Origin of the sequence: Paenibacillus sp. TC-CSREp1 (assembly GCF_050171015.1) — a bacterium.
In the GTDB taxonomy this organism is placed as follows: Bacteria; Bacillota; Bacilli; order Paenibacillales; family Paenibacillaceae; genus Paenibacillus; species Paenibacillus silvae.
In genome coordinates this window covers 1-16265 of sequence record NZ_JBNOKM010000041.1, presented here as the reverse complement: position 1 = coordinate 16265, position 16265 = coordinate 1, and the positions used below count along the sequence as shown (strand labels likewise).

At 47.3% G+C, this 16265-nt stretch carries 16 protein-coding genes and 1 rRNA gene; 3 read left to right on the top strand and 14 right to left on the bottom strand.

Annotation, left to right across the window (positions count from 1 at the left end; translation table 11 throughout):
- Window positions 1-996: 996 nt before the first annotated feature.
- From ACQSGY_RS30475 to ACQSGY_RS30455, 5 genes are all read right to left on the bottom strand, one after another.
- A complete protein-coding gene (locus tag ACQSGY_RS30475) occupies window positions 997-1419 on the bottom strand; it encodes a universal stress protein (protein ID WP_427182356.1) in 423 nt (140 codons plus the stop codon).
- Between the two features lie 178 nt (window positions 1420-1597).
- Window positions 1598-2818 carry an MFS transporter gene (locus ACQSGY_RS30470; RefSeq protein WP_427182354.1) on the bottom strand — a complete coding sequence of 407 codons (1221 nt, stop codon included), beginning with the start codon at window positions 2816-2818 and terminating at the stop codon, window positions 1598-1600.
- Window positions 2819-3071: 253 nt separating this feature from the next.
- Window positions 3072-3548, bottom strand: coding sequence for a MerR family transcriptional regulator (locus ACQSGY_RS30465; protein WP_427182353.1), 477 nt, complete (start codon window positions 3546-3548; stop codon window positions 3072-3074).
- A gap of 172 nt (window positions 3549-3720) precedes the next feature.
- Complete coding sequence (locus ACQSGY_RS30460; RefSeq protein ID WP_427182351.1) at window positions 3721-4095, bottom strand: SdpI family protein; 375 nt, start codon at window positions 4093-4095, stop codon at window positions 3721-3723.
- A gap of 266 nt (window positions 4096-4361) precedes the next feature.
- Window positions 4362-6785: a heavy metal translocating P-type ATPase gene (locus ACQSGY_RS30455; protein ID WP_427182350.1), complete on the bottom strand. Its 2424-nt coding sequence runs from the start codon at window positions 6783-6785 to the stop codon at window positions 4362-4364.
- A gap of 242 nt (window positions 6786-7027) precedes the next feature.
- Here ACQSGY_RS30455 and ACQSGY_RS30450 point away from each other — a divergent pair, with 242 nt between their 5' ends.
- Window positions 7028-7399, top strand: a complete 372-nt coding sequence (locus tag ACQSGY_RS30450) for an ArsR/SmtB family transcription factor (protein ID WP_111272642.1) — start codon at window positions 7028-7030, stop codon at window positions 7397-7399.
- Window positions 7400-7529: 130 nt separating this feature from the next.
- Here the strand turns inward: ACQSGY_RS30450 and ACQSGY_RS30445 are convergent, their stop codons facing one another.
- The 4 genes from ACQSGY_RS30445 to ACQSGY_RS30430 form a co-directional block, all read right to left on the bottom strand.
- Complete coding sequence (locus tag ACQSGY_RS30445) at window positions 7530-8714, bottom strand: AI-2E family transporter (protein ID WP_248085895.1); 1185 nt, start codon at window positions 8712-8714, stop codon at window positions 7530-7532.
- Window positions 8715-9019: 305 nt separating this feature from the next.
- Window positions 9020-10060, bottom strand: coding sequence for an LLM class flavin-dependent oxidoreductase (locus tag ACQSGY_RS30440; RefSeq protein WP_427182348.1), 1041 nt, complete (start codon window positions 10058-10060; stop codon window positions 9020-9022).
- Window positions 10061-10304: 244 nt separating this feature from the next.
- Window positions 10305-10616, bottom strand: coding sequence for an ArsR/SmtB family transcription factor (locus ACQSGY_RS30435; protein ID WP_110899609.1), 312 nt, complete (start codon window positions 10614-10616; stop codon window positions 10305-10307).
- Window positions 10617-10718: 102 nt separating this feature from the next.
- Entirely contained in the window at window positions 10719-11300 is a 582-nt protein-coding gene (locus ACQSGY_RS30430) for an NAD(P)H-dependent oxidoreductase (RefSeq protein WP_427182347.1), read from the bottom strand.
- A 56-nt stretch (window positions 11301-11356) separates the two neighbouring features.
- Here ACQSGY_RS30430 and ACQSGY_RS30425 point away from each other — a divergent pair, with 56 nt between their 5' ends.
- Complete coding sequence (locus ACQSGY_RS30425) at window positions 11357-11536, top strand: hypothetical protein (RefSeq protein ID WP_427182346.1); 180 nt, start codon at window positions 11357-11359, stop codon at window positions 11534-11536.
- A gap of 167 nt (window positions 11537-11703) precedes the next feature.
- On the opposite strand, the gene ACQSGY_RS30420 is transcribed toward ACQSGY_RS30425, so the two are convergent.
- From ACQSGY_RS30420 to ACQSGY_RS30405, 4 genes are all read right to left on the bottom strand, one after another.
- Window positions 11704-12102 carry a MarR family winged helix-turn-helix transcriptional regulator gene (locus ACQSGY_RS30420; RefSeq protein WP_318283096.1) on the bottom strand — a complete coding sequence of 133 codons (399 nt, stop codon included), beginning with the start codon at window positions 12100-12102 and terminating at the stop codon, window positions 11704-11706.
- 169 nt (window positions 12103-12271) lie between these two features.
- Window positions 12272-12949 (bottom strand): NAD(P)H-dependent oxidoreductase, encoded by a 678-nt coding sequence (locus ACQSGY_RS30415; protein ID WP_427182345.1) that lies wholly within the window; start codon window positions 12947-12949, stop codon window positions 12272-12274.
- A 109-nt stretch (window positions 12950-13058) separates the two neighbouring features.
- Complete coding sequence (locus ACQSGY_RS30410) at window positions 13059-14429, bottom strand: hypothetical protein (protein ID WP_427182343.1); 1371 nt, start codon at window positions 14427-14429, stop codon at window positions 13059-13061.
- On the bottom strand, window positions 14426-15007 hold the full coding sequence (locus ACQSGY_RS30405) for an RNA polymerase sigma factor (RefSeq protein ID WP_427182341.1): 582 nt from the start codon (window positions 15005-15007) through the stop codon (window positions 14426-14428). Before ACQSGY_RS30405 ends, ACQSGY_RS30410 begins: the two co-directional genes overlap by 4 nt.
- A gap of 603 nt (window positions 15008-15610) precedes the next feature.
- On the opposite strand from ACQSGY_RS30405, the gene ACQSGY_RS30400 reads away from it, so the two are divergent.
- Entirely contained in the window at window positions 15611-16033 is a 423-nt protein-coding gene (locus ACQSGY_RS30400; protein ID WP_427182339.1) for a hypothetical protein, read from the top strand.
- A 157-nt stretch (window positions 16034-16190) separates the two neighbouring features.
- Here ACQSGY_RS30400 and rrf read toward each other — a convergent pair.
- A 5S ribosomal RNA gene (gene rrf / locus ACQSGY_RS30395) occupies window positions 16191-16265 on the bottom strand; the annotation flags it as partial.

Here is a 16265-nt window from a genome sequence, read left to right as displayed (position 1 = left end):
TTTTTTATGGTTTGAAAGTCTAAATTCACTTTTTTTTGCTGATTATTCATGTCAGGTTTAACGCATGACTAGTGTTCACAAAAACCTTATTCAGCCTGATATCGGGCCATCCAAATTCTAACGAATCCCAGCAACCTTATTTCGTGTCAAAACAAGATAATGGGCCACTTTTCAGGCGAAAAAGGCTAAATAACGTCACTACGAATCGTTAGAATTTCAAAGTGCCATTTATCGGGGAAATAGGGTCTCCTGAGATCGTTAGAATTCGGAGGGTTAACTACTTACAGCCCTTGAGTACTTTCTCACATGTGCACTCGCTGACTTCGCCACATCAGCTAACTTAGCACGTACTCACTCACGCTCTGGCTCACTTACTTACCTCCGCACTTACATGCTAACTCACACATATGCGCCCAGGCTTTCACTCACTTACTCCAGGACATATGTTACTTCCGCACTCACTCGCCTTCCTACTTCCACACATATGCAATCCTGCATTTTTCACTTCACTAACTTACACAATTAATACCAATTACTTACTGAGAAAATTACTGTTTATAGACACGTGTACTCCCTTTTCCACAAATGCACTCACTCATCTGCACACTTCATAATTCCTCTAGGGCGTGTCTGAAAACGCTGAAGGAAGCCAATTTTGCTGAATTTTCGTTCCAAGCCAGGAAGTTTTCCGCAGGCGTGCCGGGGCACGTCAAGGTAGAGTGACGCAGCAGGGGGCGAAAAGGCGGTAAAAGATGCACTTCAGCAGTTTCAAGATACGCCCTAGTTACCCCAAAAACTTACTCCTCACTGACCCACAACGTACATATGAACGCATAACCACGCCACTTTTTCTCACACGCTTCCGAATTCACCTTTCAGCCTCTTACCCTCACAAATACACCTACAAAGGCACTTACGTACTTCCACAATTCGCTCTTTCACCTGCGCCTCACATGCTCACCAGTTACTGCCTATTCACGCACCATAAGCTGCCGTTTATTTTACAGTCATGACAGGACATTCCGCGTGCTTCAACACGCCATGACTCACGCTGCCGACCACAATCTCTGCAAGCACACTTTTACCACCCGTACCCATCACAATCCATTCACAGGCCTGTTCACGTGCAGCCCGGCAGATTTCGGTTACAGGATCGCCTGCCACAAGCAGCGTCTCATAAGGCACACCGCGGTCAGCCAAACGTTTCTTCACAGGTTCGATAATATATTTGCCCTCTTCGGCGATACGTTCCTCCAGATCCACCCCGAGGGCAGGCTCGTTAATCGAGATGGATGGATTCACATGCACGATTGTCAAACTCACCGGATGTTTCATTTGTTCCGCCAGCATGAGAGCCTGCTCCAAAGCTTTATTTGCATGATCCGAACCATCTACAGCCACCAATAACCGTTTCAGCATCTTACTTCCTCCAGTCTGTTTATAAGCACGTTATTTTTTGTTAGCTTCTTCCCCATAAAGTTCTGTTTCCATAATGTATCTGCAAAATCTGTGCCGTCTGTACATGAACTGCGATCAGCTGCGCGACGGTCTATGATACACATGCGGATTTATCAATGAGTTGTGGTCGAGGCCTTTATCAATGCGCTGTGATCGAAGCATCTATATCCCGCAGGTGACGACGACGCATCAGCAATACAGCAACGCCGATCAGCACCATCAGCGCTCCGAAATAAAACGGGGTTTCCGGCAAAAACCATTCAGACAGTTTCCCCGCAAGCCATGGCGCCAGCGCACCACCCATAAAACGTACAAAGCTGTACGCCGCAGACGCCACGGAACGCTCCACTGGAGCAGCCTCCATCACTGCTGTTGTAATCAGGGTATTGTTTATGCCGAGGAAAATACCAGCCACAATAACCGCAACGATAACGGTCACCGATGATCCCATCACTGTCCCCACAGCCATCACCAGCAGGTCAATAGCAAATAAGGTCAGCATCACACTCATGGATGGTACCGAACCAAACCGGCGCTGCAGCTTTGGTGCTACAAAAACAGACGTAATGGCCAGCATCAGACCCCATCCGAAGAAGACATAGCCGAGGCCATGCTCGTCGAGTTTCATGACATAAGGCGAATAAGCCATCAAGGTAAAGAAACCAAAGTTATACAAAAAGGCGGTAATCGCCAACGTTTTCAGTGAAGGGTAACCCAGTGCTTTGAACGGATCGGATAACGTACTGCGCGTTTTGGGTTTAGCCATTTTGGGCAGCATAAACAGGATGCTGATAAACGCAATTGCCATCAATGCCGCTACCCCGTAGAACGGGCCACGCCAGGAGATTGAACCCAGCTCACCGCCAAGCAGTGGACCGACGGCAATTCCCAGACCGAGTGCTGCTTCGTATAAAATAATAGCCTTGGCCGTCCCCGATGTGGACAAGCCAACAATGGCTGATAGCGCGGTGGCTATAAACAAGGCATTCCCGAGTCCCCAGCCCCCGCGATAACCGACCAGCGCTCCGACGGTATCAGACGTTCCGCCGAGGAATGAAAACACAATAATCAGCAATATGCCGCTAAGCAGCGTCCATTTCACACCAATCCGGCTGGATACTACACCCGTGATCAGCATTGCAATCCCCGTTACCGCGTTGTAGCTGGTAAATAGCAGGGACACCTGACTTTTGGAAGCATGCAGCTGATCTGCAATGGCTGGCAGGATCGGGTCTACCAGACCGAGTCCCATAAACGAGATGATACAGGCGAAGGCTACAGCCCAGACCGCACGGGGCTGGGATAGCAGACCTCCACGAGATGACGGCAATTCGTCAGGCAGTGATGGTTCTCTTTTCATAAATTAATTCCTCCAAGGTTACATATTTGAATACTCATTCCGCAAGTGTGAAAACAACTGAAAATTTCGAAATTATCCTTCCCCATTTTCAACAAAAAAGATACAAAAACGGCACAATAACACCGTCTATCGGTGTGTGCCTCAAGTTACCTATCCCTACTCTGCTTCCAGGCTCATAACCAGCAGTTCCAGCAAAGTATTTCAACGTAGTTCTGCAATTTATCTCAATCACAGTTGTAATGTATTCAATGAATTACGAACCACCACGTTCATTGCCAGCTTCATTCCCACCGTTCTGGCGAGTATGGCCCTGCAGTGTCTGAATGCCCGTTCTAACGCGCTCCCGCAGCTCCTGCAGTTCATGCTGTACGGCATGAATGCTGTGAAGCTTCTGCTCCAGCAATCGCAGCTGGCCGTCCAGGGTTGCCTCCATCTGAGCGAGCTTTTCGATCCGCTCCCTTACCTCGGTTATCTGCTGGTAGTCAAAACGCTGCTCATTCAGCGCATCGGCAGTGGCTACATAAGCATGAAGCTCCTGAAGCGAGAAGCCCAGCACCTCTTTGGCCCGAACCACTTTTTTCAAATAGTCGATGTCCTCCTGGGTGTACAGCCGCGTACCTCCATCAGTCCGCTGAGGTGAAGGCATGACACCAATCTCTTCATAATATCGAATAGTACGTTTGGTCAGTCCGCAGGCTTTGGCGACATCATCAATTTTGTACAAGCTCATGCGCCTCAACTCTTTTCATATGTCATTAATGTTATGTACATAATTATATATAACATTAACGTTAACGTCAACGTAAGATTATCTTCAATAGTATGCCTAGACAAAAAAAGACCCGCCTGAGCGGATCTCTTTATCTCTATGTTTGAATATGAGGTTATAAATTCTTAAACTTCTACACCCCTTCGCTCACGCTGCCCTGCTTGTCCTGTTTGTCCATCTCCCGCTGCATTTGCTTCAAGCGTCCTTCCACCCGAGTGAACAGCCTGATCGTATAAAAGACGATTGCAATCAAACTCAGCACCAGTGCGCGCACATCGGTAAGCCAGAAACCAATAACACCAAAAGCGGTTATAATAAAACCAAACTGCATCATCAGAGCTGAGCCATACCGCTGTGCCTCTTCCCATAAAGCAGGGTGACTCATCGCCCGTGGTGTCCGATATCCATATATTCCGTTAATTTGTTTTGGCGGCTTCCTATACACCATCAATCCCAAAATGAAATAACATACTCCGCATATAATGCCCAACCATGCTCCTGCCAACATGCTCGCCCCTTCTCTTTAACGTACAACCATTATTATTCACCAGCCATTAAAAAGTAAAACGGCTCTACGTATATACGCAGAGCCGTGCTGTACGTTTCACATATTTTAGGGGTTGTCTGAAACTCTGAAGATAGCAGATTTTGCCGAATTTTTGTTGCAAGCAAGGAAGTTTCCCGCAGGCGTGCCGGGGCACGTCAAGGGAAAGTGACGTAGCAGGGGGCGAAAAGGGGGTAAAAGATGCACTTCAGTAGGTTTCAAGACACGCCCTAAACGTCCTTGATCCGAAGAACCCGCATCGCATTGAGCACAGCCAGCACCGTAACACCGACATCGGAGAATACCGCTTCCCACATCGTTGCGATCCCGAATACACCGAGCAGCAGGAAGATCACCTTAACCCCGAGTGCAAATCCGATGTTCTGCCAAACAATGCGGCGTGTACGCTTCGCAATGCGAATCGCACTGGCAAGCCTGGACGGTTCATCTGTCATAATGACCACATCTGCCGCTTCAATCGCCGCATCCGAACCAAGCCCGCCCATGGCGACACCGACATCGGCACGAGCCAATACAGGTGTGTCGTTAATGCCGTCACCGACAAAGACCATTTTTTCCTTAGGCAATTTGTCTGCTTCCAGCTGCTCCAGCCGTTCAACTTTATCCTGTGGCAGCAATTCGGCATGAACCTCATCCACACCAAGCTGATGACCAACCGCTTCCCCGACCGCTCTCGCATCTCCCGTCAGCATCACTATTTTGCGAATGCCCAGCTGCTTGAGCGCTTGGATGGCCGCTGCCGCATCCTGCTTCACTTCATCTGCAATGATAATGTGACCAACGTACTGCCCGGCTTCAGCAACATGCACGATTGTTCCCGAAGTTTGCGGCTTTGTATAGGCAATCCCAGCCTGTTCCATCAGCTTCGCGTTGCCTGTGAGCACTTCCTGTCCGTTCACCTGAACCTTGATCCCATGTCCCGCTACTTCGTCGTATCCTTCCACACCTTGGGAAGGAATGTCTTCCCCCCATGCTGCACGAATAGACTCTGCGATCGGATGATTCGAGTTCGCTTCGGCAATCGCCGCCAGCCTCATTAATTCCTCTTCCGAACGCGCACCTTCAGGATACACCGCTGTAACCTTGAAAACACCTTTGGTTAGGGTCCCCGTTTTGTCGAACACCACCACTTTAACATCATTCAAAGCTTCCAGGTAATTGCTGCCTTTAACCAGTATACCGTTTCGCGAAGCAGCACCAATACCACCGAAGAAGCCCAGCGGAATGGATACAACCAGCGCACAAGGGCAAGAAATCACAAGAAACACAAGCGCACGATAGATCCAGTCTGCAAACGTTGCACCGCTCAGCAGCAGCGGGGGAACCAAAGCGATGAGAGCCGCAAGAATGACTACAACCGGTGTGTAATACCGGGCAAACTTGCTAATAAAATGTTCCGTCTTCGCTTTGCGGCTGCTGGCGTTCTGCACCATGTCGAGAATTTTGGATACGGTCGATTCACCGAAGGTTTTGGTGACCTCGATCGTTAACATGCCGTTTTTGTTCACAAAACCGCTGAGCGCATCACTACCCGGCTTCAACTCCCGTGGAACGGATTCACCTGTCAGTGCGGATGTATCCACCATGGATTGACCTGCTTTGACGAGACCATCGAGAGGCACACGCTCCCCGGCCTTCACCACGATATGGTCACCAATGCGCACTTCTTCCGGAGAGACACGCCGTGTTTCCTCACCAGCACCTGTGAGTACATTGGCGTAGTCCGGGCGAATATCCATCAGGGACTGGATTGATTTGCGTGATCGATTAACCGCCATACCCTGGAACAGCTCACCGAGCTGATAAAACAGCATAACCGCAACACCTTCCGGGTATTCACCGATTGCAAACGCCCCTAGCGTCGCTACGGTCATCAGGAAATATTCGTCAAACACCTGACCACGGATGATGTTTTTGAAGGCCTGAAGCACGATATCGCCACCAGCGATAATGTAAGCTAACACGAACAGGGAAAGCTGCGCCCAGCCATCCAGCGGTGACCATATCGCTGCAGCAAGCAGCACTGAACCGATCGCCAGACGAGTTAGCAGCGTTTTGGTCTGCCCCGCACCATGCTCATGCGAATGACCTGCGTGAGCATCACTGCTCTCTGCATCACTATGTTCGTGACTGTGCTGGTGCGCATGGCTGTGATGTGTGTGATCATGTCCATAACCGTGATCATGTTCATGCGAGTGAGAATGGCTGTGATAGTCATGTGCCCCTGTTTCATGATCATGTGCATGGCTGCCATGGTCGTGCGTATGTCCAGGGGTATGCTGATGTCCATGATGCTGGTGGGTTCCAGAATGAGGCTGCTCTCCCCCCTGCTGTTCTACACTATTAACGGTGGAAGCGCATCCTAAGCCGCTTTGACCAGAGTAGCCCTGGCCTTTCTCCGAGATACGGATATGCGGCTCCAGTCGAAGCACCTTGCGCTTGGCTTCCTCCACTACCTGTTCATCCATATCTGAAGTCGTGTACATCGATAACGTCTTGGTGACAAAATTAACGGAGCATTCGCTAATGCCCTTGATTTTACTCACGCCATTTTCGATTTTGAGTGCACAGTTAGCACAATCCAGTCCATCCAGCAGCAGTTCTCTTTTCACCTGTTCCTGTCCGGTTCCCATGTGAATTCTCCCCTTTGCAGTCCGAAAAGCATATTTCATACCATTACCATTCCAGATATTCGATACAATATATGAGCAATCATTCATATGTTTATTTAACCCTATTATATGCACGTTCAAACGGGAGTGTCAACACGAGTTATTGCTTTTGGATACAGAATATGCTAATAGTAATCATTTCGCTTTAGGCGTTTTTTGGATATAATAGAGCTATCAGTTGTTAAACATAGGCGGTGATAAGAATGGAACAACCGGTTAAAGCTCCACACGAATGCGATGAGGCCTGCTCAGGCACAGAAGCCGATGTGCAAACCATTCGCACCTCTCTTATAGATCGGGAGACCTCTTCCGAGATGGCCGATTGGTTCAAAGCGTTCAGTGACCCGACACGTCTTCGTATTATTGATGCGCTGTTACAGAAGGAATTATGTGTACACGATCTGACCGTGCTGCTTGATATGGGTCAGTCAGCCATCTCCCATCAGCTGCGATCTCTCCGCAATATGCGGATTGTGAAGCGGCGCAAGGAAGGCAAGACGGTGTACTACTCTCTGGATGATGCTCACATTGAGCAGATTTTCCTGCAAACGCTCCAGCATATCAAACACGGCTAGGTCCCTGCCAGCCTGTACACACCAAAGAACCCCCGTCTCTCGGCACGCCGATGGATGGGGGTTCTTTGGTTGTAAGGGAACCGTTTTAAAAAACAGAATATCAACGATTTTTGAAGCAGAGCCTCACTCCCTACAGCAGCGTATTGTTGTTTGGATCATACAGACCCGATTTGTCTTTAAACAGATTGAAAATATGGGATACGACTACTTTAAGCACCGCATACCCCGGCACTGCAAGCAGCACGCCGACAACCCCGAACAAATTACCTGAAGTCAAAATGACAAAGATGATGGTAATCGGGTGAATTCGGAGAGTTTTACCCATAATCTGAGGCGAGATGAGCTTGCCTTCAATCAGTTGTACAATTGTCCATACGGCAATCATTTTCAGCAGCATCACTGGCGAAGTGACGATCGCAACGATGAGCGCAGGCGTAATGGCAATCGCAGGCCCCAGATAAGGAACAACGCTGGTGAAGGATGCAATAATCGCAAGAATCAAAGCGTAGTCCAGACCGATAATCATATATCCGATGTAGAGCAGCCCCCCGATACAGAAGCTGACGATAATCTGTCCACGAATGAACGAGCTGATCTGGTGGTTGATATCATGCAGCACATGCATGGCACCCGTACGACTTTTGATCGGCAGAAAAGATAAAATTTTGCTCGGTAGCTTCTTGCCGTCTTTGAGCAGATAGAACAGGATAAACGGCACCGTTACAATGGATAAGACCGTCTCGGTAAATGCACCCAGAAACCCTCCAAGCTTTGTCCATGTGGTGTCCAGAATCTCGGTTGCCTTCTGCGATAACGATCCCCAATAATCCTGCCAGTTAAGGTTAATCGCACCCTGAATCTGGTTGAACAGCTCACTTCCGGTTAACTCCTCAAATTGCTTCGTGACTGTCTCGCTGTACGCCGGGAAGTTTTCAATCAGCCCTGTGATCTGATTACGCAGCACCGGAATAACCGCAAGAATAATGACCGTAAGAATGCCCAGAATAATCAGGTACAGGATAAGCACACCCCAGCCCCGTTTGATTTTCCACTTTTCCATGACATCCACAAGCGGATTCAGCAGGTAGTACAAAATGCCCGACAGAATAATAGGGAGTACAATCGTTTTAATGAGCACTGCCAGCGGGTGAAACACAAAGGATACTTTGGTCAGAACCATAACGTTCAGTCCAACCAGCAGTAAAATTAACAGAAACAGCACAAATTTATTGTTAAGAAAAAATCGTTTGAACCGATCGGGCCAAACACGCGGTTGCTGCTCGGGTTGCTCCATAGGCTTGTCGTCCTCTCTCATATGTAACTTTCTTCATTTGCTGCTCGCCAACGGTTGAATACAGAATCTTCCTGCCTGACGAGTAGTATAGAACCTATACGCACCAGTTGCCAGCCAAATTATGTATAACACACATGACTTATACGTCTCACCCGTCCCGGCGTTTCATATTCGGCAAGTACCGTCATTTTACCCCAAAACGACCAACCTGCCTCAATAATATCCCTTGAAAAATTTTCCTGAATATAAAAACGGCCCGCCTCTCTCGGAGACGAACCGTCTGACTGCTGCCGAATGCTGTTTGCAACCGGCTGCCAAGCAAGTTATTATGCGTTTCCCGCAAGCTGCGCGATCAACTCGTATGAGTGCAGCCGGGCCTGATGATCATAGATCATTGACGTAATAATCAGCTCATCCGCCTGGGTCTGACGAATAAAGGATTCAAGCTGACCGCGCACCTTATCCGGCGATCCGTTCACGGCTGCCTTCAGTGTCTGGGCTACTGCCGCTTGTTCGCGGTCGGTCCACTTGCCATCCATTACTGCTGGCGGCTGTACAAGTCCTGTCGTCCCCCGAATGATATTCAAAAACTGCTGTTGCATCGTTGTTCCGAGCCACGCTGCTTCTTCATCCGTATCTGCCACCACCGCGTTTACACCTACGATGACATAAGGCTCCTTCAGATGCTCGGACGGCTGGAAGCTGCTGCGATATGTGTCCAGCGCAATCCGTGTATAATCCGGGGAGAAATGGCTGGCAAAAGCAAATGGCAATCCCAGCTGTCCTGCGAGACGTGCGCTGAAATCACTGGAGCCCAGCAGGTAAATCGGAATATTCAGCCCTTCGCCGGGCACTGCCCGGACCGGAGCATGATAAGATGTTGCCGAAGCATCGAAATATGCTCGCAGTTCTGCCAGCAGCTCGGGGAAATCCTCCCCACTGTTCAGATCTTTGCGCAGGGCCAGTGATGTGCGGCGATCACTGCCAGGTGCACGTCCAAGCCCCAGATCAATGCGGCCGGGATAGAGGGATTCGAGCGTACCGAACTGCTCCGCAATCACAAGCGGTGCATGGTTAGGCAGCATAATGCCCCCGGACCCTACACGAATGGTTTTCGTTCCTCCCGCGAGATGTCCAATCACCACAGATGTTGCAGATGACGCGATGCCAGGCATGTTGTGGTGCTCTGCCACCCAATAACGATGGTACCCCCATTGCTCGGCATGCTGTGCGAGCTCCAGACTGTTGCGAAGAGCATCCGCAGGGGCCGATCCCACGACGACCGGTGCCAGATCAAGTACAGATAGTTTAACGTCCGTGATATGCTCTTTATGTTGAAGTTGGTGTTGGTTCTGTTCGTTACTCATGTATAATGATGCTCCTCTATGATTATATTTTTGTATATCCAGATATATAGATGTAAAAAGATGAAAATAGACTTTAGCTCGGGGCTTGCTCCAGCTCATGCACTTACATCCCACATCCGCCCGTGACAGTGATAGAAGCAGGCTAAAAACGGTGAGGTTAAATGTTTAAAGTATAGCCGTTCACATCCGGACGGAATTCCTTGCTTGCTGCAATTGCATCCTGACTTCCGTTCCGGCATCCGGCTTATAACTCGTGCCGCACGTACTCCGCAAACGCCTGAATCGTTTCCTCGTTACGGCGATAGTACGTCCATTGTCCTCTGCGTTCCGATAACAGCAGTCCTGCCTTGAGCATCGTTAACAAATAACTGGAGATCACAGACTGAGCCAGTCCAGCCTTCAGTTGAATCGTGCCCACACATATGCCGCTCTTTCCGCCATCCGGATGCTGGGACAGCTCAAGCGGTGAGAAATGCTGCTCCGGGTTTTTCAGCCACAGCAGAATCTGTCTGCGCGTCTCGTTCGATAATGCTTTGAATATGAGTATAGGTTCCATGGCTCGATTATACCCCCTTTTGATCCTTTTGCCAAACGCCAGAAATAAACAAAGCCGACTCCTCAAGAGCCGGCCTGGTATTTCAGCTTCGCTGCTACTATCTTAGAAACGGGTTGTTACCGCCTGTTTCACTTCATCCAGCATCGCCTGGTACGCAGCAGCATCCAGATAACCGATACCGCCGAAGAGCAGATGATCCACTGGCTCAATGCCTACAAAGTCAAAGATGCCTGTGTCCGAAGTCAGCTTCAGCGCATTGGTCATTCCGATTTGATCATACACATCCTTTGGTGTTCCGTGTGTGCTGATTATCAGACCTTTTTTGCCCGTCAGAAGCTTCTCGATCCCTGCTGGCCCTGATGCATAAGCGAAGCCGTAGGCAAACACCCGGTCAACATAACCTTTCAAAATTGCTGGCAGACCTGTCCACCAGATCGGATGGATGAACGTAATTGCATCCGCCTCTGTCACATACTGCTGCTCTGCTACGATATCCTGCGGAGTCTGTCCTGCACGCATGGAAGCTGTATCGGCCTCCGTAAGCACCGGCTGGAATCCCAGCTGATACAGATCACGTACAACAACCTCATGACCTTCTGCCTCCAAAGCAGTTACCGCTGTATTCAGGATGGCGTTGTTAAAGCTGTCTGTGTGTGGGTGTGCGTAGACGATAAGATGTTTCATAAATATATTCCTCCTTATTAGTTAAGTTGTACTAAAGATTTACACAATCCACTCCGATGACAGAACAACCTTCCAATCGCTGTTATCCCCAGATTTTTTGGATTCCCCTTTTCCAAAGGGAAAAATCCGGTGATAAAGGCGAAGCTTATGCTTCCGATGCAGCTTTCTTTCAGAAAGCTTTTAGCTCCGCTTTTTCAGGTTTTTTATGTCCTCTCCGTTCACGTGTAAATAAATAATTCAACTTATATAGTTAACAATATTAATTCTTGGTTTTCTAAAAATCTGGCTAAGCGGCCGTTTGATTATACATAGATATCTATGCAAAAGTTTAAAAAGAACACCTTCTGCTCTCCTATAAAGATCAGGCAGAAGAAAGAGCTGGCAAGACGGTTATAAAGTTTAGTTATAGCCGTCTCACTATCATGGACAGTAACTGCTCCAATTGCTCTGACTGTTCTTCGGACAGATCAGCATAGATAATCTGGTTGATCTGATCTGACACTTCGCGGAAAATCGGCTCCAGCCGCTTTCCTTGTTCCGTCAGACGAATCATGGTTACTCTGCTGTCATCAGCGCTCTTGCTGCGTTCCACATACCCCAGCTTCTCCAGCTTGTTCACAAGCACCGTAACTGTGGGTTGTGTCCGCTGCACACGTTCTGCCAGCATTTTGATGGATAACGTCTCTTCCCGGTACAGAAACATCAGAACATCTCCATGAGAAGGAACAATTCCCGTAACCTCATGCTGCTCAAGTTCATGAACAATGCGTTTGTTTACGTGATCTCTGATCCGTGCGATCATTGCAAATGCGTTGTATTTTAACATGACTTCATTATACATAGATATCTATGTATTTTCAACTGCTTTTTAGGATTCATGAATTATGATGCACAAACAGCCCTTGTCTTCCATACACGAAGGTATGCGAGCAAGAGCTGTGTTCCGTTCCACTGGTTGCGTTTTGTAATGCTTATTCAATCCAGTGTGTAATCTGCTCAATAGACTTGCGTGATTTCTCCCGAGGGGGCTCCGCCGCACGATAACCAAAAGCAGCCATGACCGAAACATCCCATGCACCGTTCTCCAACAGCCCGGCTTCCTCCAGAATACGATGCACCTCGGCATAGTTGAAGCCCTCAATTGGACATGAATCAATGCCAATCTGAGCCGCAGCAGTCATCATATTGCCCAGTGCAATATATGTCTGCTTGGAAGCCCAGTCCAGCAACGTTTTTGGATTTTGCAGCAAACCCTGATTGTTCTGGAACTTGCCGAAAGCCGCACTCGTCAGCTCAAATACATCATCGGGCATGCCTTTGATCTCTTTCAGCATGTATTCTGCATAAGGTGAGTTGTAGCTTGCATCCGTCCGGGCCAGAATTACGATAAAATGGCTGGCTGTCGCCAGCTGCTTCTGTGCACCGGAGGATACCTCGGATAACTGCTGACGGAATTCCGGATTTTGCACGATCAGAAACTTCCATGGCTCGAATCCAATGGAACTTGGCGATAAACGGCCTGTCTCCAGAATAAACGCAAAGTCCTCTTCTGTTATTTTACGCGATGCATCAAATTGCTTTGTTGCATGACGGAATTGAAATGCCTGCAAAATCTCTTCTTTTCTCTTCGCGCGTACAGTATTATCCATTCTCCCACGTCCTTTACCTTTATTTAGATATAAACTAATCAAAGCAGAATCTCTCTATAGTGTTGGCTTGAATCACAAACACCTGATATTAGTTTAGTATTTATATTTCCTATTTGGAAGTACGCTCTTCTCTAGTGACCATGGTGACACGCCCATCATCCTTATATCGAACCTGAAAAATATCCTGATCTGCATCACGTTTAAATGTAACTATACCTAATTCTTCAGCGTTTCTGTGCAGCTTATAGTCTTCCAAGTCAACATTGAAAATAACACTCACGAATGGCTCAATCTCTTTTCTTAAGAGATTCTCGTCTACGTTTAGTAATCGCTCCTGATAAGCTTCCATCTCCTCTGGGCTGTTTATTGCCGGCTGTCCATAATCGTTAGCATCTGCCACCATGAATCTCCGTCCATTTGATGTTTCTGTTATTTTCACAAAATAATTATCGTTAAAAGAGAAGAAAGTTGAATCTTCTCCACTCTCATCATCTTTAGTTCGACTAGCCTGCTCCAGATTTAAGTTAGGCTTGCCCGAGAACGCCCCTATTGCTTTTTTGGCATTCGCAAGTGCTGTTTGAGGTATCTGATCAGCTCTAAGCTCTCCCGTAATAGAGATCGCCTGATCCTGTTCCCAGGTAATCTCGCCGTAGCTGACATCATCGCCTAATCTTAATACGGTATTGACTGTTGGCACGACTTCCCCCTGCTTCATATTCACCCATCTGTTAACCTGCTCAGGTTTAAGCGTTGGAACGCTGCCGATACTCTCCAGAAGTGATGGAACTTGACGTAAATACCGATGCTCCAGCTTATTCGGCTGCAACTCGGCCCTCATCTGCACTTCACGAAGATTTCCTGTCTTGGCATCCAGCCAGATTTGGGCGTAATCTGCATCCTTCTCCCGACCTGCCTCAACGTAAATTCTTCCAGACACCGGAAATTCCTGCACCTTGGTAATACGCAGCTGTTTGCCCAGATCATCTCTCAGCGTTACTGCAATATTTTTTTTCATTTTATCGGTGAGTATATCCACATTCAAGTGATCTGAGAACAGCAGCGCCGAAGCCGGATGAATCTGTTCTATTAACGGTTTAGCCAGTTGTCCGTCATCCCAGTTCCACAGGAACATTCCGCCTGCAATCACCAGTACGCCCATACTTGCAGCAAGGATACCTCTACGGATTTTGCTAAGACGCTTATGGCTTGATACATCTTGCGTTGCATTTATCGTTGATTTAATAGCTCTATTGGTTGTTTCATAGTTGGTATTATCGGTAACTCTATCTGCAGATCTTCTGGATAAACCCAACCGGCTCCATGATAAAGCTGATCGGCTTATTTTCTTTTCTTCACTGATCGCTGATTGTATTCTTTCCACTCGCTGCATCACCTGATATTTATGTTCTTCTGTAAAAGGAGACGCCGCAAATGGCCCTTTACGAATTTCCTCTTCCCACTTCGCATCCTCATGTTTCATTCGATCATCTCCTCCCACTGCTTGCGCACCTTATTTTTAGCTCTGGATAACCGCGATTTGACCGTACCTTGACTGATGCCTAACATGTCTGCAATCTCCACGGTTGTAAGTTCATACCTCACATGCAGTAAAAGAATCTCCCGAAACTTCTCCGGCAGCGCCAGTACGATATTCCAGATTTCATACATACGCGCTTTGCGTATAACCTCCACTTCCGCAGATGGGTGGGAAGCTGATTTTTGTGGCATCATCTGTCTTAAACCAGGGCTTGGCGATTCCGAGTCCAGTGATAACGTCTCTCCCCATAAACTGCTTCGAAAAAATCGGGATTTGCGATATGTAAACGTCGTATTTCTAGTGATCGTCAGCAACCATGTCTTGATCGAGCAATCTCCCCGATAGTTTGCGATCCCTGTGTATGCCCGGACAAACACTTCCTGTGACAGATCATCTGCCTGCTCCGCATTTTTAGTTAAAAAATAAACGTAGTTCCACACATCATTGCCGAAATCATCCATCAAGCTGGCAAGTGTGTCATTGTCAATCGTCTGGGCCTCTGCCAGAAATGAATAGTCCAACGGATCTTCACCTCACTTAATAGGACTAACTCAGTTGTCACTTGGTTCCCTAAATTGCACATTAATTTTTATATTTTTGCGAAAATTAAAAAAAATAGCATGTCCAGACACACGGAATACGCTGGGTGTGTGGCTTGCCGTACCGCTGTCTGAACTTACAACTATATCCGTGTATTATAGAAAACAATCCCTTACTTGTCGGATAAGCAGGTTAAATCCTGAGTACCCATAATAGATTAAATTAACGTATATAGAACAGATATAGCCCTGCTCGGTCTACATAGATCGGGCAGGTTTTTTGGATGCTTAAAGTAAATCTAATCAGAACCGAATAACGCACCGTCCATTACTATTAACGGCAGCTTGGAACCTAAAGCTATATAAATTGTGAATGATATATGAATAAAGTATATATTTAACAAAAATAGTATATAGAAACCTCCATATGTAATTGTATATATTTGTTAAATATGGTACGGTTGTATTATCAAACTAATACGGCGCCAGATCTCCCCTCACTTTTATCCTAGGAAATGACTGTGAGGAAAGCTACTGGGAGTATGATTAATCTCAATTTTTATAAATGAAAAGGAGATGTTTGATGTGAAAAAATATCCAAAAACTACAATTGCAGCTCTCTCTTGCATGGCTCTGCTCCTAGCATCTGTTCCAGCAGTATTTGCTGATGAAACGTCTATGCCTGTAATCCCTTCACAAGATGCTCAGATAAAACAGGAACAAGAAGATATTATTTCTGCCCAGGGCGTTTTAGTAGAGTATTTCGATGGGGGTTACTCAACAGATATATATTTAAGCGGGAATGTCACGTTTACTTTTCTTCCTCGGACGACTGGGGAATATGTCCTTAATGTTGAAGATATGAATGGAAATTTGAAAGGTAGTGGACGAGTAATCGTATCAGACTTGACAACGAAAACCATCACTTTAGGGAACCTGTATGGTTACCACAAAATCGTAGCGTATTCACCTAATGGCGGGGGTGGAGGTTACCAAATTCACTTTTAAAATATACTAAGTCGTAGGAATCACACTGTATTTATCTTATGAATGTCATACAGCGCGAGGGAAGACCTATTTTCACCCATTTCTTTATATGCAATGTAGTTTAAACATAAAACAACAAAAAGACACACTTGATATATATCAAGTGTGTCTTTAGATTGCTTGGCGGCTTCCTACTCTCCCAGGACCCTGCGGTCCAAGTACCATCGGCGCTAGAGGGCTTAACGGTCGTGTT